Genomic DNA, 17,495 nt, shown 5'->3' with positions numbered 1-17,495 from the left:
ATTATTTATTAACTACTGTTTGCATTTATATATGTCCCGTAACAAGATTCGGTTTGCCCGTAAAATTGCTCTAACGGATGTTTTTGGCTTAAAGCACCAAAATCTAAAGAAATAAAACGCCCCGTCTGGAAAAATTAATGGTATTCCGTATTAATCTTCACAGCTTGCAGGTAGTCATCGTTCTTACATATGAGAACATATTGTTCTGAGTTAACGGTAATAATTGCCATATCTTTAACGTCACCAGGTGCGAAAAAGCCACTACCTTCAGCAGGTTTCGCGATAAAACCGCCTTTCCCATTACCTTTCAGAAATTGACCAATCCCCGCATCATTCCGTGTGGTTTCCACCTCAGACCCGTAAAGATTTCCAGCCACCAGGATATCTAAAAACTGATCTCCGTCAAAATCTTTTACCAAAATTTGGTTCAAGCTTGAAATTTGAGCTTCATTAGGAAGTTCATGGGAGATAAAGGATCCGCCAGCGTTTTCCAAAAAAACACTCGCAAAAGAACTAACCTGGTATTTTTTGGAACTCTTTAACCCTTGTTCTGTATATATATCCTTTAAGGTAGCTTTGGCAAAGCTGTTATAATTCTTAAATTTAACCTTGATTGTCGGGATCTGTTGCGACGAGCATTCCCTTCCCCGTACCGGATACTCTTCCCCTCCGTTATAATACCCAAGAACAATATCCCCTCGATTGTCCTGATCAAAATCATTGAAATACAAATTGAAGGGTTCTTCATTGGTTGCTTTATATTTATAGTTTAATCCATTGTTTCCTACCACCAAATCCATATCCCCGTCATTGTCAAAATCACCTTCTCGAATACTCCACCACCAACCATTCGTGTTGGCCAAGCCCACATTCTTTGAGACATCTTTAAAGCCATACTTGCTATTCTTAAAGACCTTTATTGGCATCCATTCCCCAACTATCACAATATCCAACAAATCATCATTATCTATATCAACTATTGAAGCACTTGTAGCCATTCCCAATGGATTGAAATCCTCTGGAAACAGGTTTGAGGCATCCACGAACCGTACATCTCCATTCTCGGTGGCATTCTTTAGCAAGTAAGTTCTTGCAGGGGACGGATAATTCCTAGGCGTCTGCCTTCCCAGAACGAGCAAATCTTTCTTCCCATCCTTATCAAAATCAGCTGCATAGACCCTTGAACCACTTGAGATCATCTTAGGCAAGGAAAATTCATCAGCCTTTACTAAACTGCCATTTTCATTAATATATAAACGATCTTGCAACCTATCTGAATCAAAATCAAATTCATATCCTCCACTTACAACATATAAGTCATTATCACCATCTTGGTCCGCATCGAAAATCACTGCACCCGCATCTTCACATAATTGGTCCTTTTCGAAGACTTCTTCATACATTTTTTTGAATCCTGATTCAGTTTGAACAAAAAGATTTCCCGGATAATTTGAAGACCCCCCAACATAAAAATCATCACGCCCATCGCCATTGATATCTCCCACCGCCAAATTAGGTCCCAATGTGGACATCTTATGTGGTAGTAATATTTGATCCCCAAAATCATCATAGATATTTTCACTATGTTTATGTCTTGGAAATGCAAATTCTCCTTCTGATTGGAACAATGTATTTGAGCTAAGGGTTATTGTGCTTCTATGCTCTGTGGCATCTTTATACCTCAAAGTTAATTTTTGATTTGGTTTTACATTAGTCAGTATTTGGGTGTTTCCATCTGTCCACACAACCTTTAAGCTATCTATTATTGTGTTTTGTTCAAGCCCAAAATGAACTTCAGGTGCTATAGAGGACTGAAAACCTCTGGTCAACGTAAGTTCTTGCATCTGTGTCACCCCTCCCGAGGTAAGATAGACCCGGTTTCCAACTCCAAATCTATTACCTTGTGACCCTTCAAAATCAATGTTTAAAAAGTTATTCAGGTTTGCTGCAAAATTCTCAAAAATGGAGGCCCTGTCATCAATATTGTTTGTTATAATTTCCAAATCTCCGTCATTGTCCAAATCGGCATATACTGCTCCGTTTGAGAACCCCTCATGCTCTATGCCCCATAAGTAATTCGCCTTTTCAAACCGAAGATTTCCAAGATTTTTGAATACAAAATTGTCTATTTTCTCGCTTGGGATTGCCAAGGATTTTTCCAATAAAATTTCTTTGGAAAGCCTTGTTCTCTTAATCTGATTGAAATAATCCCTGTTATTGATTTCTCTTCGGGTACCATTCGAGATGAATATGTCTTTAAGACCATCATTATCCAAATCAGCAAACAATGGTCCCCAACTCCAATCCGTTGAAGACAACCCTCCAATGTTTGAAATATCACTAAAATGAGGTATTGAATCAATGACCATTCCATTGTTTAGCTGCAAATTGTTCTGCATATATTGATAATGCAATCCATAACTTACAGTAGACCAAAATAGGTCTGGGTTCATACTGGCCATATTCGCTTTTTGGCGTCGGTTATTGTCCGATGCCATATCCACCTGAAGCACATCCAATAATTGATCATTATTAAAATCGGCTATATCTACCCCCATACCATAAAAAGCCGTGTGTGAAGTAGCTTTTTTGATTTGCTCTGTAAAAGTTCCATCCTTATTGTTTATGAACAAATAATCTGGCGAAGCAAAGTCATTGGAAACATAAAGATCTGGCCAACCATCATTGTTAAGATCACCCACGGTCGCGCTCAGGGATAATCCAAAGGATCGTAATCCCGAGGAATCAGTGATATCAGTAAATTTCCCATTGTCATTCCTATATAGCTTGTCGGTTTCATCCTTTTGAGTATGATCCATTTTATAACGATAAAGGCTTGGAGGAGCATTGAATTTGGTAATTGGATAGTTTGCAACATACAAATCCAAATCTCCATCCAAATCAAAATCAAAAAAGGTAGATTGAACGCTATTTCCTTCGCAATCAATGCCATAATCTTCTGCACTTTCCGTAAAGGTCAAGTCCCTATTATTAATATACAATCTGTTCTTTTTTGACCCGGTTATGCCACTTACCGAGCAATAGATATCCAAGAAACCATCATCATTGATATCAGCCATTGTAACTCCAGTAAACCAACTTTCATCACCTTGTACATTGGCCGCTACAGAAATGTCCTCAAATTTTAGTTCTCCTCTATTTAAATACAGTTTGTTTGGCACCATATTTCCCGTAAAGAACACATCTTTCAGCCCATCATTGTTGATGTCCCCAACTGCTACCCCACCTCCCATATAGATATAGGGATAAACAAAATAATTTAAGCTATCACTCTCTGTAAGATTGTTTGCAAATTCCACTCCAGTTTGAGAAGAATCCAAACGTTTGAACAAACCTAATCGCTCCTCCCTTTCATCAGTGCAGGAAAATAATATCAAGAATAGGGATAACCAAAATAAGTAGATGTTACTTTTAACCTTTATTGAAGACATTTTACCAATCATTTACAAATTAATCTTTAATAAACAAAGGAACATTTAAAAAATGCTCCTTTATCTACAAACTAACAATAACAGTATTCTTTTCTTCTCAAATCAAAATACTATTTCCTTCATTAATCCCATAGAGGACTCTGCTGAAGAGCTCCCTTACTTTCATCAAGTGCCCTTTGCGGAATTGGAAGCAAATCATGCTTTGGTTCGTAAATCTCAAACTTACTCGTGATATTCGGTATGGTTCTCGCTTCATTCACCAAATAATCCGTAATTATTTGTTGGGCATTGCCCCATCTTCTAATATCAAATAAACGATGGCCTTCCATGCTTAACTCCAAACGACGTTCAAACCTTACCGCCTTTCTTGCGAATGTCTCGTCCGGAAACGATGAATAGGGCTCAATGTCATAATTTGCTGCCGGAGTTACACCTCCATCGTTTGATACAAAGGTGGAATTTTTAGCCCTGTTCCTCACCTGGTTAACATAATTCAAGGCTGTTGCCAGGTCACCCGTCTCAACAGCTGCCTCAGCACCCATCAATAGGACATCAGCGTATCTTATAAAATGATAATTGATGCCCGAACGTTGCTGGCCCCAGCCGCCTGTCCCCACGTTGGCAGTCTCTCCATTATGATAAACATTCTTCTTTGGACTGTAGGGCCCTGAAACATCACTAAAACTAGCGCGAATCCAATCTTTTCCAGGATGTATATCCCAACCATTATAATCTATTCCCCTACGTCCAACAGTATAATCCAATCTAGGATCTAAAGGCCCGGCATGCGGCGTAAACGGATCTTCACTAAATATACCAGCATCATTGGCTACATCATTCTGGTTATAGGTATCCAATAAAGGTAGTCCACTCCCATCTGTTTGGAAAGCATTCACCAAATCTTGGGTAGGTTGATAAAATCCACAGCACCAACCATTTGGCCCTCCAAAATTCAATGTCCCCCCATGATTACCGTTTGGTGCATTTGTTCCTAAAACATCAAATTGAATTATAAAAACAGCTTCAGGACTATTTTCTGCGAACTCTTTAAAATTATCAACGAATTCTGTATTCAAAGAATATGTTCCTGAATTTATGACAGCATTGAATTCCATTAAGGCATCAGCCCATTTTTGCTGATACAAATAAGCTTTTCCCAAGTAAGCTCTGGCCGACCAAGAAATTGCCCTTGAAATTCCGGAACTTTGGGAACTTGGCAAATTGTCCGCAGCAAACTGGAAATCCGCTTCAATTTGTGGCCAAACATCGGTCGTATTAGGTTGGTCAAATTCACTAGCGGCATAATTCTCTTCAGAAATATAGGATACAAAACCATAAAGTCTTTGTAATTCAAAGTTGTAATGCCCTCTCAAAAATCTAGCTTCTGCTGCCTGTTGGGTAAAATCCTCTGGGTTATCCAAGCTATTGATTAGCACAAGTACCGCGTTTGCTCTATTGGCCCCCACATATAAGGCCCTCCACTTATTAAAGATATAGTTATTCCCGCCAGACCAATTAAATGTTTCCAATTGAAACAATTCCGCCTGGTCACTATCAGTACTTCCTTTATGGGCATCATCCGAAATAACATCCATCCACCAGTTATCACCCGTAGGTTGCCAATTCCCTGTAACATTACTTGTTCCGTCAAGAACACTATATGCCGCCGTTAAGGAGAAATTAACGCCCTCCTCATTTGAAAGTGATTCCGGCACCAAAGAACCTATCTCCACAGTTTCAGAAAACTCGTCACTGCAGGCCAAAACCATTGACATTATAAGTATTAAAAAAATGTTAGTTTTATTTTTCATGCGTTTGATTTTATATTATTATAAAATTGATTTCGATAGTTTCTAATTGAAGTTTAATTATTTCAATCGAAAAAATCTAAATTTCAAAACTTCAGATTTAACCCTAGTGTAATTAACCTTGTAATTGGATAAGTCCGAGAGTCAATCCCTAGATTCAAATTGTTGATTGGAAGTATTTCTGGATCCAACCCCTGATAACTTGTGATTGTAAACACATTAGTAGCTGACGCATACAACCTTAAACCTGATAATCCAAGTTTATCAACAACATTATCATTAAAGGAATATCCCAACTGCACATTTTTCAAACGCAGAAAAGATCCATCCTCAACAAAATAAGTGCTAGAGTTCAACTCATTTCCCTGAACAGTATTGGAAAGAGCGGGAAGAGTGGCATCTGTATTTGAGGGCGTCCATGAATCCAAGACCCTTGTGCTTCTATTGTTGTTGACGAAAGTTGGAAAATCTGTGAAAATTTTATTATGATTGATAATATCATTCCCTTGGGAACCATTAAAAAACAACGAAAAATCGAATCCCTTGTATGCTCCATTAAAATTAAGACCATATGTAAAATCTGGATGTGGCGACCCTATATTTGTACGGTCATCCGAATCTCCATTGGTATCCCCATCCCCATCAATATCTTCATAAACCCATCTTCCATCATCATCAAATCCTGCAACTTTGGTCCCATAAAAGAAAGATATGGGCTCACCCTCTTCCGTTCGTGTGTATGAGCCCGTAAAACTAAAGGTTTGCCCGCTTATCGGGGCCTCATTGACCAAACTTATAACTTCATTCTTATATCTAGAAATATTTGCGCTTACAGAATAAGAAAAGCCCCCTTTGGTTTCATTTGCATAAGCGATTTCAAAATCAATACCCTTATTTCTAACTTCCCCAATATTTACAAAAGGAGCGGAAGCATCAGGTGCCGTAGAATTAATTGACGTAAAGTCCTGAACAATTAAATCCTCTGTATCAATTTGCCAGAGCTCAATCCCAGCGGTCAGCCTATTATCAAACATTCCTAATTCAAGTCCAACATTTTTGGAAACACTTACCTCCCAATTTAGATTGGGGTTTCCAAGTTGACTCAATAAAGCTCCTTGGGAGACATTTCCCGGAGTAAAGGCATAATCTGCTGTGTTTACATTAAAACGGAAAAATGAAAGTGTTGGGTTATTAATTGGCAAAAATTGGTTCCCCATTTCTCCCCAAGACCCTTTAAGTTTCAAGTTAGAAACCCAGGCATCATCAGGAAAAAAACTTTCATTACTAATAGACCATCCTGCGCTGAAAGAAGGAAATGTCGAGGTTTTGTTATCTCCGGCAAATCTTGAGGTTTTGTCCCTTCTAACCGTTGCCGTCAAATAATATCTAGAATCATAATTGTAATCAAGTGACCCAAACACAGAAAATAGGCTATTTTGACTAGCAATCGCTTCAGTAGAGGCCCCAATTGTAGAACCACTGGTCAGCGTATAAAATTCAGGAGACTCATTAAAAAACCCTGAAGCTACAACTGTATTGGTTTTGAAATCATTTTCAATGGCTTCAACCGCAGCAAAAGCACTTAAATTATGACTACCGAAACTTTTCGTATAATTAAGCATATTTAGCCAAGTCCATGAAGATGAATTGCTGTTTTTTTCACTTAAGGTATTATTATTGCTACCTCCTGCCTGTTCAGGAGTCCTAGCAGTAAATATTCTATCATCGTAGAGATCCAAGTTTCCTGAAAAATTGGAAGTAAAGGTCAAGCCTTCCAAAATATCATAATTCAAATAGGCATCACCAAATATTCTAATATTCCTGAAAATATCATTTCTTGATCTATAAAGTGCCGCCAAGGGGTTTCCTGCATTGGACAATTCATTTGCATTATTATAGGGTCCAGCAAAAACACCGTTATCATCATAAACAGGAATCAATGGATTTATTCTTCCTGCACTTTCTACTGCAGCTCCAACACTTCCTCCTCTACTTTTCCCGTAGGACACATTTAAGTGCTGACCTATCCTTAGTTTATCTGAGGCCTTAAATTCAGTATTTATTTGAACATTCCCTCTTTTAAAACTGTTGTGTTTTACAGCAGCATCTCTAGAAAAGAAAGAAGCCGAAAAGTATGATTTGAAGTTTTCCGTTCCACCCGACATGCTCACCGTGGCATTCGTAGTAGGTGCAGCTTCTGTAATTACATCCCACCAGTCAAATCCATTAGGGTTAACCGTGGCATTTGGCAGAGGATCCCCTCCAGCAGTCTGACCCTGAAGTACTTGAGGAATCACCGGCGATGCTCCAGTTCCATATTGCAAGTGTGAAGGGGTAGTAGAAGGATCATCATTTAATCTTCCATCCCATATCATTTGAGCATGTTGTTGAGGTGTCAACACATCAGGTGTACTTCCCAAAGAGGATAAGCCCGTATAGACATCTACCTCAACTTTAGCCCTACCTTGATTATATGACCCGCTTTTAGTAGTTATAATAATAACTCCATTTGCAGCCCTAGACCCATAAATGGCAGCAGCCCCATCCTTCAACACGCTCATTTGCTGAATGTCAGAAGTATTTATACTATTAAAAACCCATGGATCCGTAGTTTGCACTCCATCAATTATATAAAGTGGGTTTGTATTTCCTGTAGTACCGACACCTCTAATTACTACAGATGGCGCTCCACCAGGTTGACCACTGCTAACAACCGTAACACCAGAAACATTGCCCTGCAACGCTTCAACAGCGTTGGAAACAGGGTTTTTGAACGCCTCCCCAACATCAACGGATGCAACAGAACCAGTAATTTCACCTTTCGTTTTACTTGAATAACCCACAATCACCACCTCGTCAAGCTCATTTGCATCTTCCTGAAGGGAAATATCAATGATTGACCTTCCTCCTATCGGCGCCTCTTGGGACATATATCCGATATAGCTAAAAACCAGGACGTCATTTTGGTCAGCCTGAATCGTATAGTTTCCATCGAAATCTGTTTGCGTACCATTATTGGTTCCTTTCACCAAAACCGTTGCCCCTGGAAGTGGCACACCAGCACTGTCGGTAACATTACCTGTAATCGTAATCTGTTCTTCATTAGTTCTCTCCACCAGCTCTGCATCGTTCAACGAATCAATGTTGGCTGCTGCATTTATTTCCATTATTGCAATAAAAGAGAGGAACAAAATCAATTTGGACTTTAATTTAGTTTCTGAGAACAAAGCGAATGTTCCAATCTTTTTATAACCTTTATTCATAATTTTTTAATTAATTAACAAGTTAGTTCAGTTATTTAGTTTTTTTGGCCGCTCTTTCTGACCAAGTGTGCATTTATTTTTTTTTCTCCATATATCCATTTTTTTAGTTCATTTCTAACTCCAACAATACCGAATCTGAATAATGAATTTATTGACCCAGATGATTAGTATTGTGTTATCACTTAATCCGGAAGTACTCTTTTCCAGCCCTTTTTTTCATAATCACAATCTGCGCATTCGAAAAAGACATCTTAACCAATGAACAATTGTCTTTTTTATAAAAAAAACCCGAAAAATTGTTAATCAACTAATTCTAGCTTCCAGATTTTCTTTTTTCATTGTCCAAATTTATTATTGCCCTTTCAATACATTTATACTCATTTAGCAATCATCAGTACGCAATTTGCCCCAAAATCATGTTAAATGGTTTTTTGTGATTATCATTAACCAATTTTGGTCTGGGAGTCATAAAACTTTATTAAAAGGCAAGTTGTCTGTACAAGGTAGTTCCAGAGATATCTGATTACGATTTGTTTTTCACTCAAAAACAATACTTGCTGAAGTTTCGGGTTGCAATGATTTTAAGTGCTGAAGTACCATTTTCATACAGATATTTCCTATAACACAGAATTGGTTACCTCCAATTGGGAGCTTAACACATAATATCTTTACAATATTCAACCCATTTAAAAAGAAACCAAACAAAGATTACGGCTTCTATCGGTTTTAACAGTTTTCTGATGTCATATATGGTTTCGAAATAAAAACGACCAACTTTGAGTAACAAGGAAGTTAACGTCTACTTTTCAGCTTTGTTTCTGGATTAAGTGTCCATAAATATAACTCTTGACAACATTACCGAGTACAACCATGATTCTCCTAATTTCTGAAATTCTCAAGTATAGACTTAATTCTTAATAAACACCCTGACTTGTTCATAATTGGAAGGTTAACCCGGTTACATATTCGTAAGATTTAATTACAATGGATTTTAACACGATCAGCTCTTCCAAATTTCTAGGCGCATAAACCAATATTTCCTTTACTCCTCTGTCATAGTACATATGACGCACCCCCCATTTTTTTCCAATGATTTCTTCCTCCACTTCCATACTTACAATGGTGTGAATGCTTCCGTCAAGATGCAAATGTGTAAATTCCCTACTTCCAGCTGGTGGCATGAAAGCATCTTCATGAGCTACATTTTCGTCTTCATCCAGCCACATTGCAATGGAAGATTTTACAGAAATTCTAGTCTTTTCTTTTCGAACCTTAGGAAAGGTATTAAACATCCATTCTTTAAGGGTTTCATAAATTTCCCTTGGACTTTTATCTGAGTATTGCAATTGAGGAGGTTCCTGTCCTACCTCAGGTGGCTCACCACGTCTAAGCGGAAGCGAAAATCCCGTCTTTTTCATTTATTATATTCTTGGCAATTCATTACCCTTTCACCAAGGTTTCGTCTTTGTGCCTATTCTTCACTGATTTTCAAATTTTCCACAACACAAAATCACCTCAAAATATTGCCTTTAATCAGAGTATTTTTTGGACCTGTTCAGGCCAAGAAACGCATGATTACCGACAAATTTGTGTTATTGCAAGCAATAGCAACATGGATAAAACTACAAAAGACAACTGAATAAAGTTGTCGTGCAAACGACACAAAAACACCACTTCAATAATTGTGTCCAATCTGCTTTTTAAAATTATCAATAGTCTGCAAATGTTAAAATTTATTAAAGGAAGGGTCTTGCAATGAACCTAAAAAATGGCCCATGGGCAACCTTTATTTATAGGGTGTTTCAGGACAGGTTCGAGTCCTAAAAGAAAATTTAATCCTCTCATCTCTAATCTGTTAACCTCTTTCCCTTAGTTTATCCATATTTAAAACCAACCGATGTTCTTTCAGTTTTTGGGATTTTGAGGTTGCCGATTCGGTTACCACTCAGGGAACCTAACACATAAGTAATTGTTTATCAGAATGATAAAATTAAGGTTTGGGACCCGTCCACACCGTCAATAAAATCAATCCCTCACTTAACTTTAGACCAAGTTCAGTCCACTTTTAGTTGAAGATTTAAATTTAATTTTTATCAATATTAGGCTTTTGGACCCATAACCCCAAGGTCACAGGTTCGACTCCTGTTCTCGCTACTAGAAAAGAAAAAGCTTCCTATAAATCGGAAGCCTTTTCCAATTAAAAACAGTTTTATAAACAATGTCCTTCGGAAGATTTCTACTTCAAAACATTGATAGTCACATGTCAATCAATAACACCGTAACGTCTTAAATACCCTGTTGGTGATTTTTGTGTCAAAATAGCCTCGATTTCCTCAACGGTCAAAGCCTCCACAATTACAAGAATGATTTTACTCCCCGTCAAACCGATTTCCATGCTGTATTTAGGTTTTTTAAAATTTTTATACCCCTCTAAATCCGTGTTACGCATCGTTTTTTAAACTTTTTCAATGTCTTAATGGTTTTTTGGCCTATTTACGAGAAATAATGGCAAAGATTAGACTTTATAAGTTGCAATCACAAGTGGTTTCAGACGTGTAGGCTTTCCATATTTAAACTTCTCTCCCAACTTCTGACTCTAGATATTCAAAAACGCTGTCATTACATTTTATTTCTCCCTCTAACCAATTAGTCCAACCGACCAATATTTTTTTTTAAGCCTTTTCTTAAAATCAAAAATCATCATCAATTCCTGCATCAAAACCGTAATACTTGGCGGTAACAATCCAACCTCTTTTTCTTAGTTCAGAGATTATTTCATTCCACTTTTCAGTTTTAATATTTATAGCAGTTTTTCTCGCTCTTAAATTTTGGGAATCGTTTAATTGAACTTATAAAATAATCGAGATACACTTTTCATCTCATTACTAAAAGTACTATTAAACCTAAAAATCCAATCGCAATAACACAAGTAGACAGAGAACTCTTAAAGAATAGGACGTATAGGATAATTGCTTAATTAATCTCTTGTAACACTTTTCATTGGCCAATTTGCTTAGTTGTCAAGCTTTTTCTTCTATATTCCAAAGGGGTCAAATTATACATCCTCTTAAAAGCGGTAGCAAAATACTGGCTACTTGAAAATCCACAGTCATATCCAATTGAAGAAACATTGGTTCTTTCACGATTGTGCAAATATTGCGCAGCTGCCTCAAGTCTTACCTTATTGAGATAGTTTATTGGAGTTAGGTTGGTAAGTTGTTTGAAATACTTGGTAAGACTTGTAATTCCTAAATTGCAATGCAATGCCATTTCATCCAGTGTCCAATTGCGCTCATAATCCGTTCTAAGGTGGTCTAAAAAAATTTCTACAGTTCTTAAATTAATTGTTAAAGATTCATCTAACTTTACCTTTCCTTCTCGAAATACATCCAACATCAACAACAGCACTTCATTAATCAGTATCTTCAATTTTGAATCGAGGATTACTTGCCCTTGTGATTTTACTAAACACTTACCAATTTCTTTGAAAACTTTTTCAAGCTTACCACGGGTGTCCCAAACAGGCAACTCATTCTGACGTAGTACTTTTGTAAGGAAATTCAAATCATTCTTAGATAAAATAATCCAATCCGGCCATTTCCAGCTTTGGTGCGGTTGATTAACACCTAAATCCATAATAAACCAATACAATCTACTAGTAGCTACATTGGGGTCCCCTACTTTGTGCAACTGCCATGGCCTGGTAACCGTTAAATTTCCCGGTTTCAATACATGTGATGATTTCCTACCCAATGAAAAACCAATACTACCCGATGCTAGGTATGTAATTTCGATTCCTTCGTTCCTATGCCAGTTAAGACCCCAAGATTGACTTTTCTTAGCATCCCAGTAGCCAATGCTGAACACATCCCTCAATACGTCTTCATTTAGAAATTTACCGGGATATTGCAATCTTCCCAAGGCATACATCTCTAACTCTTTTGATTTGACTCCTGAGGCTTCTACCAAAGGTTTACATCTGTCAGCCTTATATATTTCATAAAAATTATTGTACGGCTGTGTTTTCATATGACTAACATTTTTTTGTTATTCCAAGATATCGGCCAACTCATTAACTCAGTATCCAAACCCGAACTTCGGCAATAATATTAGCATTCATGCAATATTCTATGACTTCTTTCTCCAAGAAAAGCAGTTCAGATAAACTGATCATATTCAAGATATATTCCAGATTAATTTACATAGTCCTCATATTTTTTCTCAATTTCAGCAAAACTTAATCTGTCATTATGGATAAACACCCTATAGTTTAACTCAAATTCATCACCCCTATTAATTTGAAATGATTTTTCAAAAATCAATGCCGGGTTATAGAACGCAAATGCTTTATGTTTATAAATATACCATGGAACAGTTTCATTGTTATCTGGATGATTAAAAATTGATATCCCCGCAGTTACTTGTGATTCTTTAAATTGCCCTGTCATATCCATCCATTTTCCTTTCTTCCCATAACCTACAACATCATCCATTAAAATATCCCCGTTCGACATCATAAATGAATGCCCCATTAATTCCTTGGCAAAACGAATAGACAACCCTGCGTATCCGCCCCAACCAGGACCTCCTAGATTTCCAGGTATAGTTCTATCAAATATAACATCCACACTTTGCCCTCTAAAATTTAATTTCCAGTCAATGAAATAACTTCCTAAACTGTCAAGTTCTGAAATTTTGATTGCTCGTTTCTCCTCAAGTATCGCACCGCCATTTTTTAAACAGTACTCAATTTGAAATATAAAATTAGCCCCATATCCTGCCAAAAGTTCTTTCTTGACATCTACAATTTTAATAATCCCCTCCGATTCCCGAGTATCCTGATTCTCCTCCCAAAAATTTACTCCATTAAGATATTTCCATGAAAACCAATGACCATAATGCCAAGGATGATCATTTGGCCTGCACCACACCATATTTGTTCCATAACTATTAGACAAAGGATAAAAAAACGGTTTACCATGTTCCAAATCAAAATTTAATTTCCAAATTATTCCGTCCTTTCGTGAAACCAAGGCACAAGATTCATCATCCGATTCCCAATAGTATTCCAATTTATGGATAGTTTCCTGACTAAACAGAAAACTATAAAAAATACAAAAGATGAGAGTTAAAACTGTTCTTGTTCTTAAAAACATAGACAAATAGAATTGTTTATTTCAGTGAGTTTAAATACCCGAGTAAATCCTTTATTTCAGCATCTGTTAAACCACTCAAAAGCCCTTCGGGCATTAAAGATTTCTCAACAAGCTCCGAGGTTTCTATTTCACTTTTCTCTATTTCCACAATCTTGTTACCCGCTACCATCAATGAAATTGATTTGCTATTGGCCGTAACAATTCTCCCTGAAAGAATAAAACCGTCCTTTTTTGTTATTAGCGACTGGTCAAATCCTGTCTTGATGTTTCTGTTAGGATCTATTATCGATTCCAGAAGTCCACCTCCTGGAAGTAATTTACCCACACCTAACAAATCAGGACCCAATAAATCTTCCTTTCCATCGACGGAATGACATGTAGCACATGCCCTTTGATTAAATATTTTTTTACCCTCATGAACATTTCCAAATACCACAGAAGTGTTATTGTCAAGATTATCTGGCACAACCCAAGGAGCATGTATAAATCTATAATAAGAGCCCATTGGTTTTTTATATGGTTTATGAAATGTCCCTTCAATACCAAATTGTGCCAGATATAAATCACCATTTTTACCAAAAACTAAATCTGATAGTTTAGCAATCTTATCGGCAACTGGAAACTCTTTGACCGCGTATGAACCGTCAACGGTTGATTTTGTTAACTTAACTCTGGACAAAGACCCATCTTCCCATTGACCATCTGGACCAAAAAACGCGATGAACAAGTTCCCAGCTGTATCGCCAAAATCATTGTTCTTCGAATTAAACCTGATTCCGGTTGGAGCGAAACCATATTCTAATTTTATTATTGGATCTTTGATTGGTGGATGATTTGGGTATTTAGGCTGATTATTACCATAAAATCCATCTTTCACAACAAGGTTTAGCTCTTCGTACTTATTCTCATTTCCCCTGTTATCTGAAAAGAATAAATCTCCATGTTCATTAAATCTCATTCCATATGCGAAACGTAGACCTGTTGCAATTCGTTCATAAGATTTTCCATCTGGGTCAATTTTCAATATTGACCCTCTCAAACCTTCAGGGTCAGGAGCTGGGTCATCGTTCCAAGAATCGGTGCACAAAATTGCATACAGATACCCCTCGGAGTCAAATTCCAATGCAAATGTCCAATCAAATGGGTGCATGGTATATGGAAAATCATCAAAAAAAGTGTAACTGTTATCTGACCTTCCATCTCCATCGGTATCTTCATAAACTCTAATTTCTTGAGTTGTAGCTACGAAAAGTTTTGAGTTTCTGAAAATTATACTAGTCGGATATCTTAAGCCATCGTCACCAACATCGCAAAAAAGTTGTGCGGTATCTTCCAATCCATCTTTATCCGAATCAATTAAAGAATATATTTCTCCAGTATAATTAGAACCATAGATAACACCCAAACTATCAATAGCAATAGCTGCTGGATTCCAAATTTCAACTCCTTTAGTTATCGGTAATTTAACTGCAGCATAATTGCCATATACCCGAACCGATGTATCGATATGCATTTCAATAGTTTCTTCCCATGTTGAAGGTCCGGCTATAATTCCCTTTTTCTCCTTTTTACATGAGAAGAAGAGAACAGCAATTACCAACAAATAACAATACCCTTTGTTCATAATTCCATATTTAGGTTACATCCTCTAAAATTAGATACTTACTATTGTCAATTTGTTCAATATCTTTCACCGAGATAAATTAAATGAAGCGATAAGATTAAACATTGAAGGGTTATAACTTCAAAAAAAATATTAAAAAATGCCAAGCAAAGCTGTGCTGCTTCAGTTAAAATGGCACCAAAACTTTATTTTCTTAAGTGATGCATCCAGATTTCATAGGTTTTTTTCTTTTAAATATCCTCTGGGGTCTTTTAAAGTTATAATAGCCCTTATATGCTTTATTTTTTTGTTTTAGTCCATATTCAAAGAGTAGACTGGTAGCTGATAAACTCTTTCTTGTCGGTAAGGTGTGGCCGTTCCACCTTTCCATTGAGCTGCGGCCTTCCGCCTTTATGTATCAGTGCATCATGCCAACGCCCTTTACATGCCCTCTGAACCTAGATTGGAACCCATGTGCGCTTTTGATTTGAATCGTAGGTATTATCATTTCTCTTTTTTCTTAGAAAACCCTCGGGCCCATATTGTCATACTTTCTATTCCGATTGAAGTAGGTAATCTTGCTGATATTGAATATCTCGCAGGCCTCCCTGTCCTTTCCATAATCCCTTGCAAGCTATTGTAAGGTCGAGTACATTGAAATTAAACATTCAGCTCGGAAAACCGAGCCAGAAAGGATACATCTAAAGGTTCAACAACACATACAGGGAAGACGCACTAGATACACACCAATCAGGGATATCGAAGAAGTTAACTTTGAAACCAGGAGGCTCAGGAAAGAATACTACTGTTTCCATCCCCATAAATCATTCAGAAGGAGTTGTCCAAAAGAATATCGGAAGGTTTTTTCAAGGGGGGCTTTGAAAAATCAATTTATTTAATTTAACCACTATACGAAAAGAGGTAAGTCTTCTATATCATATTAGCTGCACTAAACCGATTATGAATCTCTCTTTTCATTACAAACTATGAAGCCTTCCCATATTTTTCATGCATCGAATCCAAGAATTTTTTACTTTCCTTAACTGCTTGCTCACCAGCAATTTCCAATGTTGTAAACCCATCAAAACCAGATCTTACCAGCTTCTTATATATCTCCTCAATTCCTACAACTCCGGAACCTAAAGCAATGGTGGCCATTCCACATCCATATTCTTTTCCTCTTAGCGGAATCATTTCCTTTGGTAAATCCTTCCAGTGCACATGTTCAATTTTATCTCCAAGTTTGTTAATCATATCGATTGACTCACCGCCACCCAACCAAAGATTTCCAGTATCCAAATTTACCCCCAAGGCATCCGAATTGCACTCGTCCATAATTCGCACCATTAAATCAACAGAGTCAGTAAACTTACCATGCGGTTCCAGTAACACTTTTACACCATAGTCCTTTGCCATCTGAAGCGGTTCATATAGCTTTTCCTTTATCATAAACACACCCTCATCCTTGGAAAGATTTTTACCAAAGTTGGTATATGCATCACCTTCCGTGGTAATTATATGCTTAACACCTATGGCAGCAGCCATTCTAATAGCCTTGATGATTTGAGATGTACCATATCTCCAAGGCGCAGTTGGGTCTAATAAATTTGCATGAGCACAAATACTTGTTATCGTCAGTCCTTTTAGTTCAAACAATCTTTTCAAATCAAATGCATTTGCATCCAAACTTGCCACGGCGTTAAAACCGAAATGCGAACCTAAGCATGCTCCATCAGCGTTGTCCGTTATATCCGCAAACTTAAATCCCCATTCCTTGATTTGATCCACCTGCTTGTCAAGAGTCTGGAATGGATTAATTAATGCAAAACAACCTACCTTAATCGCCATATAATATTAAGTTTTTAATTAATATTTGATTAACTGAAGAATCAGCACCTCCTTATTAAAGAACATTCCGACCATTCGGAGCTAATTTAAATGGATTACGGTCGCTTCTTGTTAAAGATATTTCGTTGTTAAATACAGCAATTATTTGTGAATATTAATTACATAACCTGAATGGTTTGCCCTAGCAGATTTTTATTTGATAAAAATTTGTCAAATAACTGATTGATTTTTGAACAAGATTATTATCTATGTCATTCACATTATTAATTAAATTTGACAGCAAATTCATGCAAATAAGTTCATTTGATATATCGTTTCTGATAGGTGTACAAATCGGTGCACATATCAGAAGTAATTATTTTAAC

At 37.0% G+C, this 17,495-nt stretch carries 9 protein-coding genes; all 9 read right to left on the bottom strand.

The features are described from left to right. Positions 1-134: 134 nt before the first annotated feature. The 9 genes from ACULLH_RS16405 to ACULLH_RS16365 all read right to left on the bottom strand — a co-directional run bounded on the left by ACULLH_RS16405 (position 135) and on the right by ACULLH_RS16365 (position 17,130). Positions 135-3,452 (bottom strand): VCBS repeat-containing protein, encoded by a 3,318-nt coding sequence (locus tag ACULLH_RS16405; RefSeq protein WP_454089836.1) that lies wholly within the window; start codon positions 3,450-3,452, stop codon positions 135-137. A 122-nt stretch (positions 3,453-3,574) separates the two neighbouring features. Further along, positions 3,575-5,263: a RagB/SusD family nutrient uptake outer membrane protein gene (locus ACULLH_RS16400; protein ID WP_454089835.1), complete on the bottom strand. Its 1,689-nt coding sequence runs from the start codon at positions 5,261-5,263 to the stop codon at positions 3,575-3,577. 83 nt (positions 5,264-5,346) lie between these two features. Further along, complete coding sequence (locus ACULLH_RS16395) at positions 5,347-8,523, bottom strand: SusC/RagA family TonB-linked outer membrane protein (RefSeq protein ID WP_454089834.1); 3,177 nt, start codon at positions 8,521-8,523, stop codon at positions 5,347-5,349. 935 nt (positions 8,524-9,458) lie between these two features. Beyond that, the gene (locus ACULLH_RS16390; protein ID WP_454089833.1) at positions 9,459-9,941 is read right to left on the bottom strand and encodes a luciferase domain-containing protein; all 483 of its coding nucleotides are present in this window, start codon (positions 9,939-9,941) and stop codon (positions 9,459-9,461) included. Positions 9,942-10,786: 845 nt separating this feature from the next. Continuing rightward, positions 10,787-10,972 (bottom strand): hypothetical protein, encoded by a 186-nt coding sequence (locus ACULLH_RS16385; protein WP_454089832.1) that lies wholly within the window; start codon positions 10,970-10,972, stop codon positions 10,787-10,789. A 548-nt stretch (positions 10,973-11,520) separates the two neighbouring features. Next, positions 11,521-12,552, bottom strand: coding sequence for an AraC family transcriptional regulator (locus ACULLH_RS16380; RefSeq protein ID WP_454089831.1), 1,032 nt, complete (start codon positions 12,550-12,552; stop codon positions 11,521-11,523). Positions 12,553-12,716: 164 nt separating this feature from the next. Beyond that, positions 12,717-13,595: a DUF6807 family protein gene (locus tag ACULLH_RS16375; protein WP_454089830.1), complete on the bottom strand. Its 879-nt coding sequence runs from the start codon at positions 13,593-13,595 to the stop codon at positions 12,717-12,719. Between the two features lie 100 nt (positions 13,596-13,695). Continuing rightward, positions 13,696-15,303 carry a DUF7133 domain-containing protein gene (locus ACULLH_RS16370; protein ID WP_454089829.1) on the bottom strand — a complete coding sequence of 536 codons (1,608 nt, stop codon included), beginning with the start codon at positions 15,301-15,303 and terminating at the stop codon, positions 13,696-13,698. A 963-nt stretch (positions 15,304-16,266) separates the two neighbouring features. Continuing rightward, positions 16,267-17,130: a sugar phosphate isomerase/epimerase family protein gene (locus ACULLH_RS16365; RefSeq protein WP_454089828.1), complete on the bottom strand. Its 864-nt coding sequence runs from the start codon at positions 17,128-17,130 to the stop codon at positions 16,267-16,269. Between the last annotated feature and the right edge of the window lie 365 nt (positions 17,131-17,495).

Source organism: Flagellimonas sp. 2504JD4-2 (assembly GCF_053642935.1).
This window is presented reverse-complemented; position numbering and strand designations above follow the sequence as displayed.

Coding starts and splice junctions, on each gene's coding strand:
- ACULLH_RS16380 (WP_454089831.1), bottom strand. CDS start 12,552: ATGAAAACACAGCCGTACAATAATTTTTATGAAATATATAAGGCTGAC.
- ACULLH_RS16395 (WP_454089834.1), bottom strand. CDS start 8,523: ATGAATAAAGGTTATAAAAAGATTGGAACATTCGCTTTGTTCTCAGAA.
- ACULLH_RS16365 (WP_454089828.1), bottom strand. CDS start 17,130: ATGGCGATTAAGGTAGGTTGTTTTGCATTAATTAATCCATTCCAGACT.
- ACULLH_RS16405 (WP_454089836.1), bottom strand. CDS start 3,452: ATGTCTTCAATAAAGGTTAAAAGTAACATCTACTTATTTTGGTTATCC.
- ACULLH_RS16370 (WP_454089829.1), bottom strand. CDS start 15,303: ATGAACAAAGGGTATTGTTATTTGTTGGTAATTGCTGTTCTCTTCTTC.
- ACULLH_RS16385 (WP_454089832.1), bottom strand. CDS start 10,972: ATGCGTAACACGGATTTAGAGGGGTATAAAAATTTTAAAAAACCTAAA.
- ACULLH_RS16390 (WP_454089833.1), bottom strand. CDS start 9,941: ATGAAAAAGACGGGATTTTCGCTTCCGCTTAGACGTGGTGAGCCACCT.
- ACULLH_RS16400 (WP_454089835.1), bottom strand. CDS start 5,263: ATGAAAAATAAAACTAACATTTTTTTAATACTTATAATGTCAATGGTT.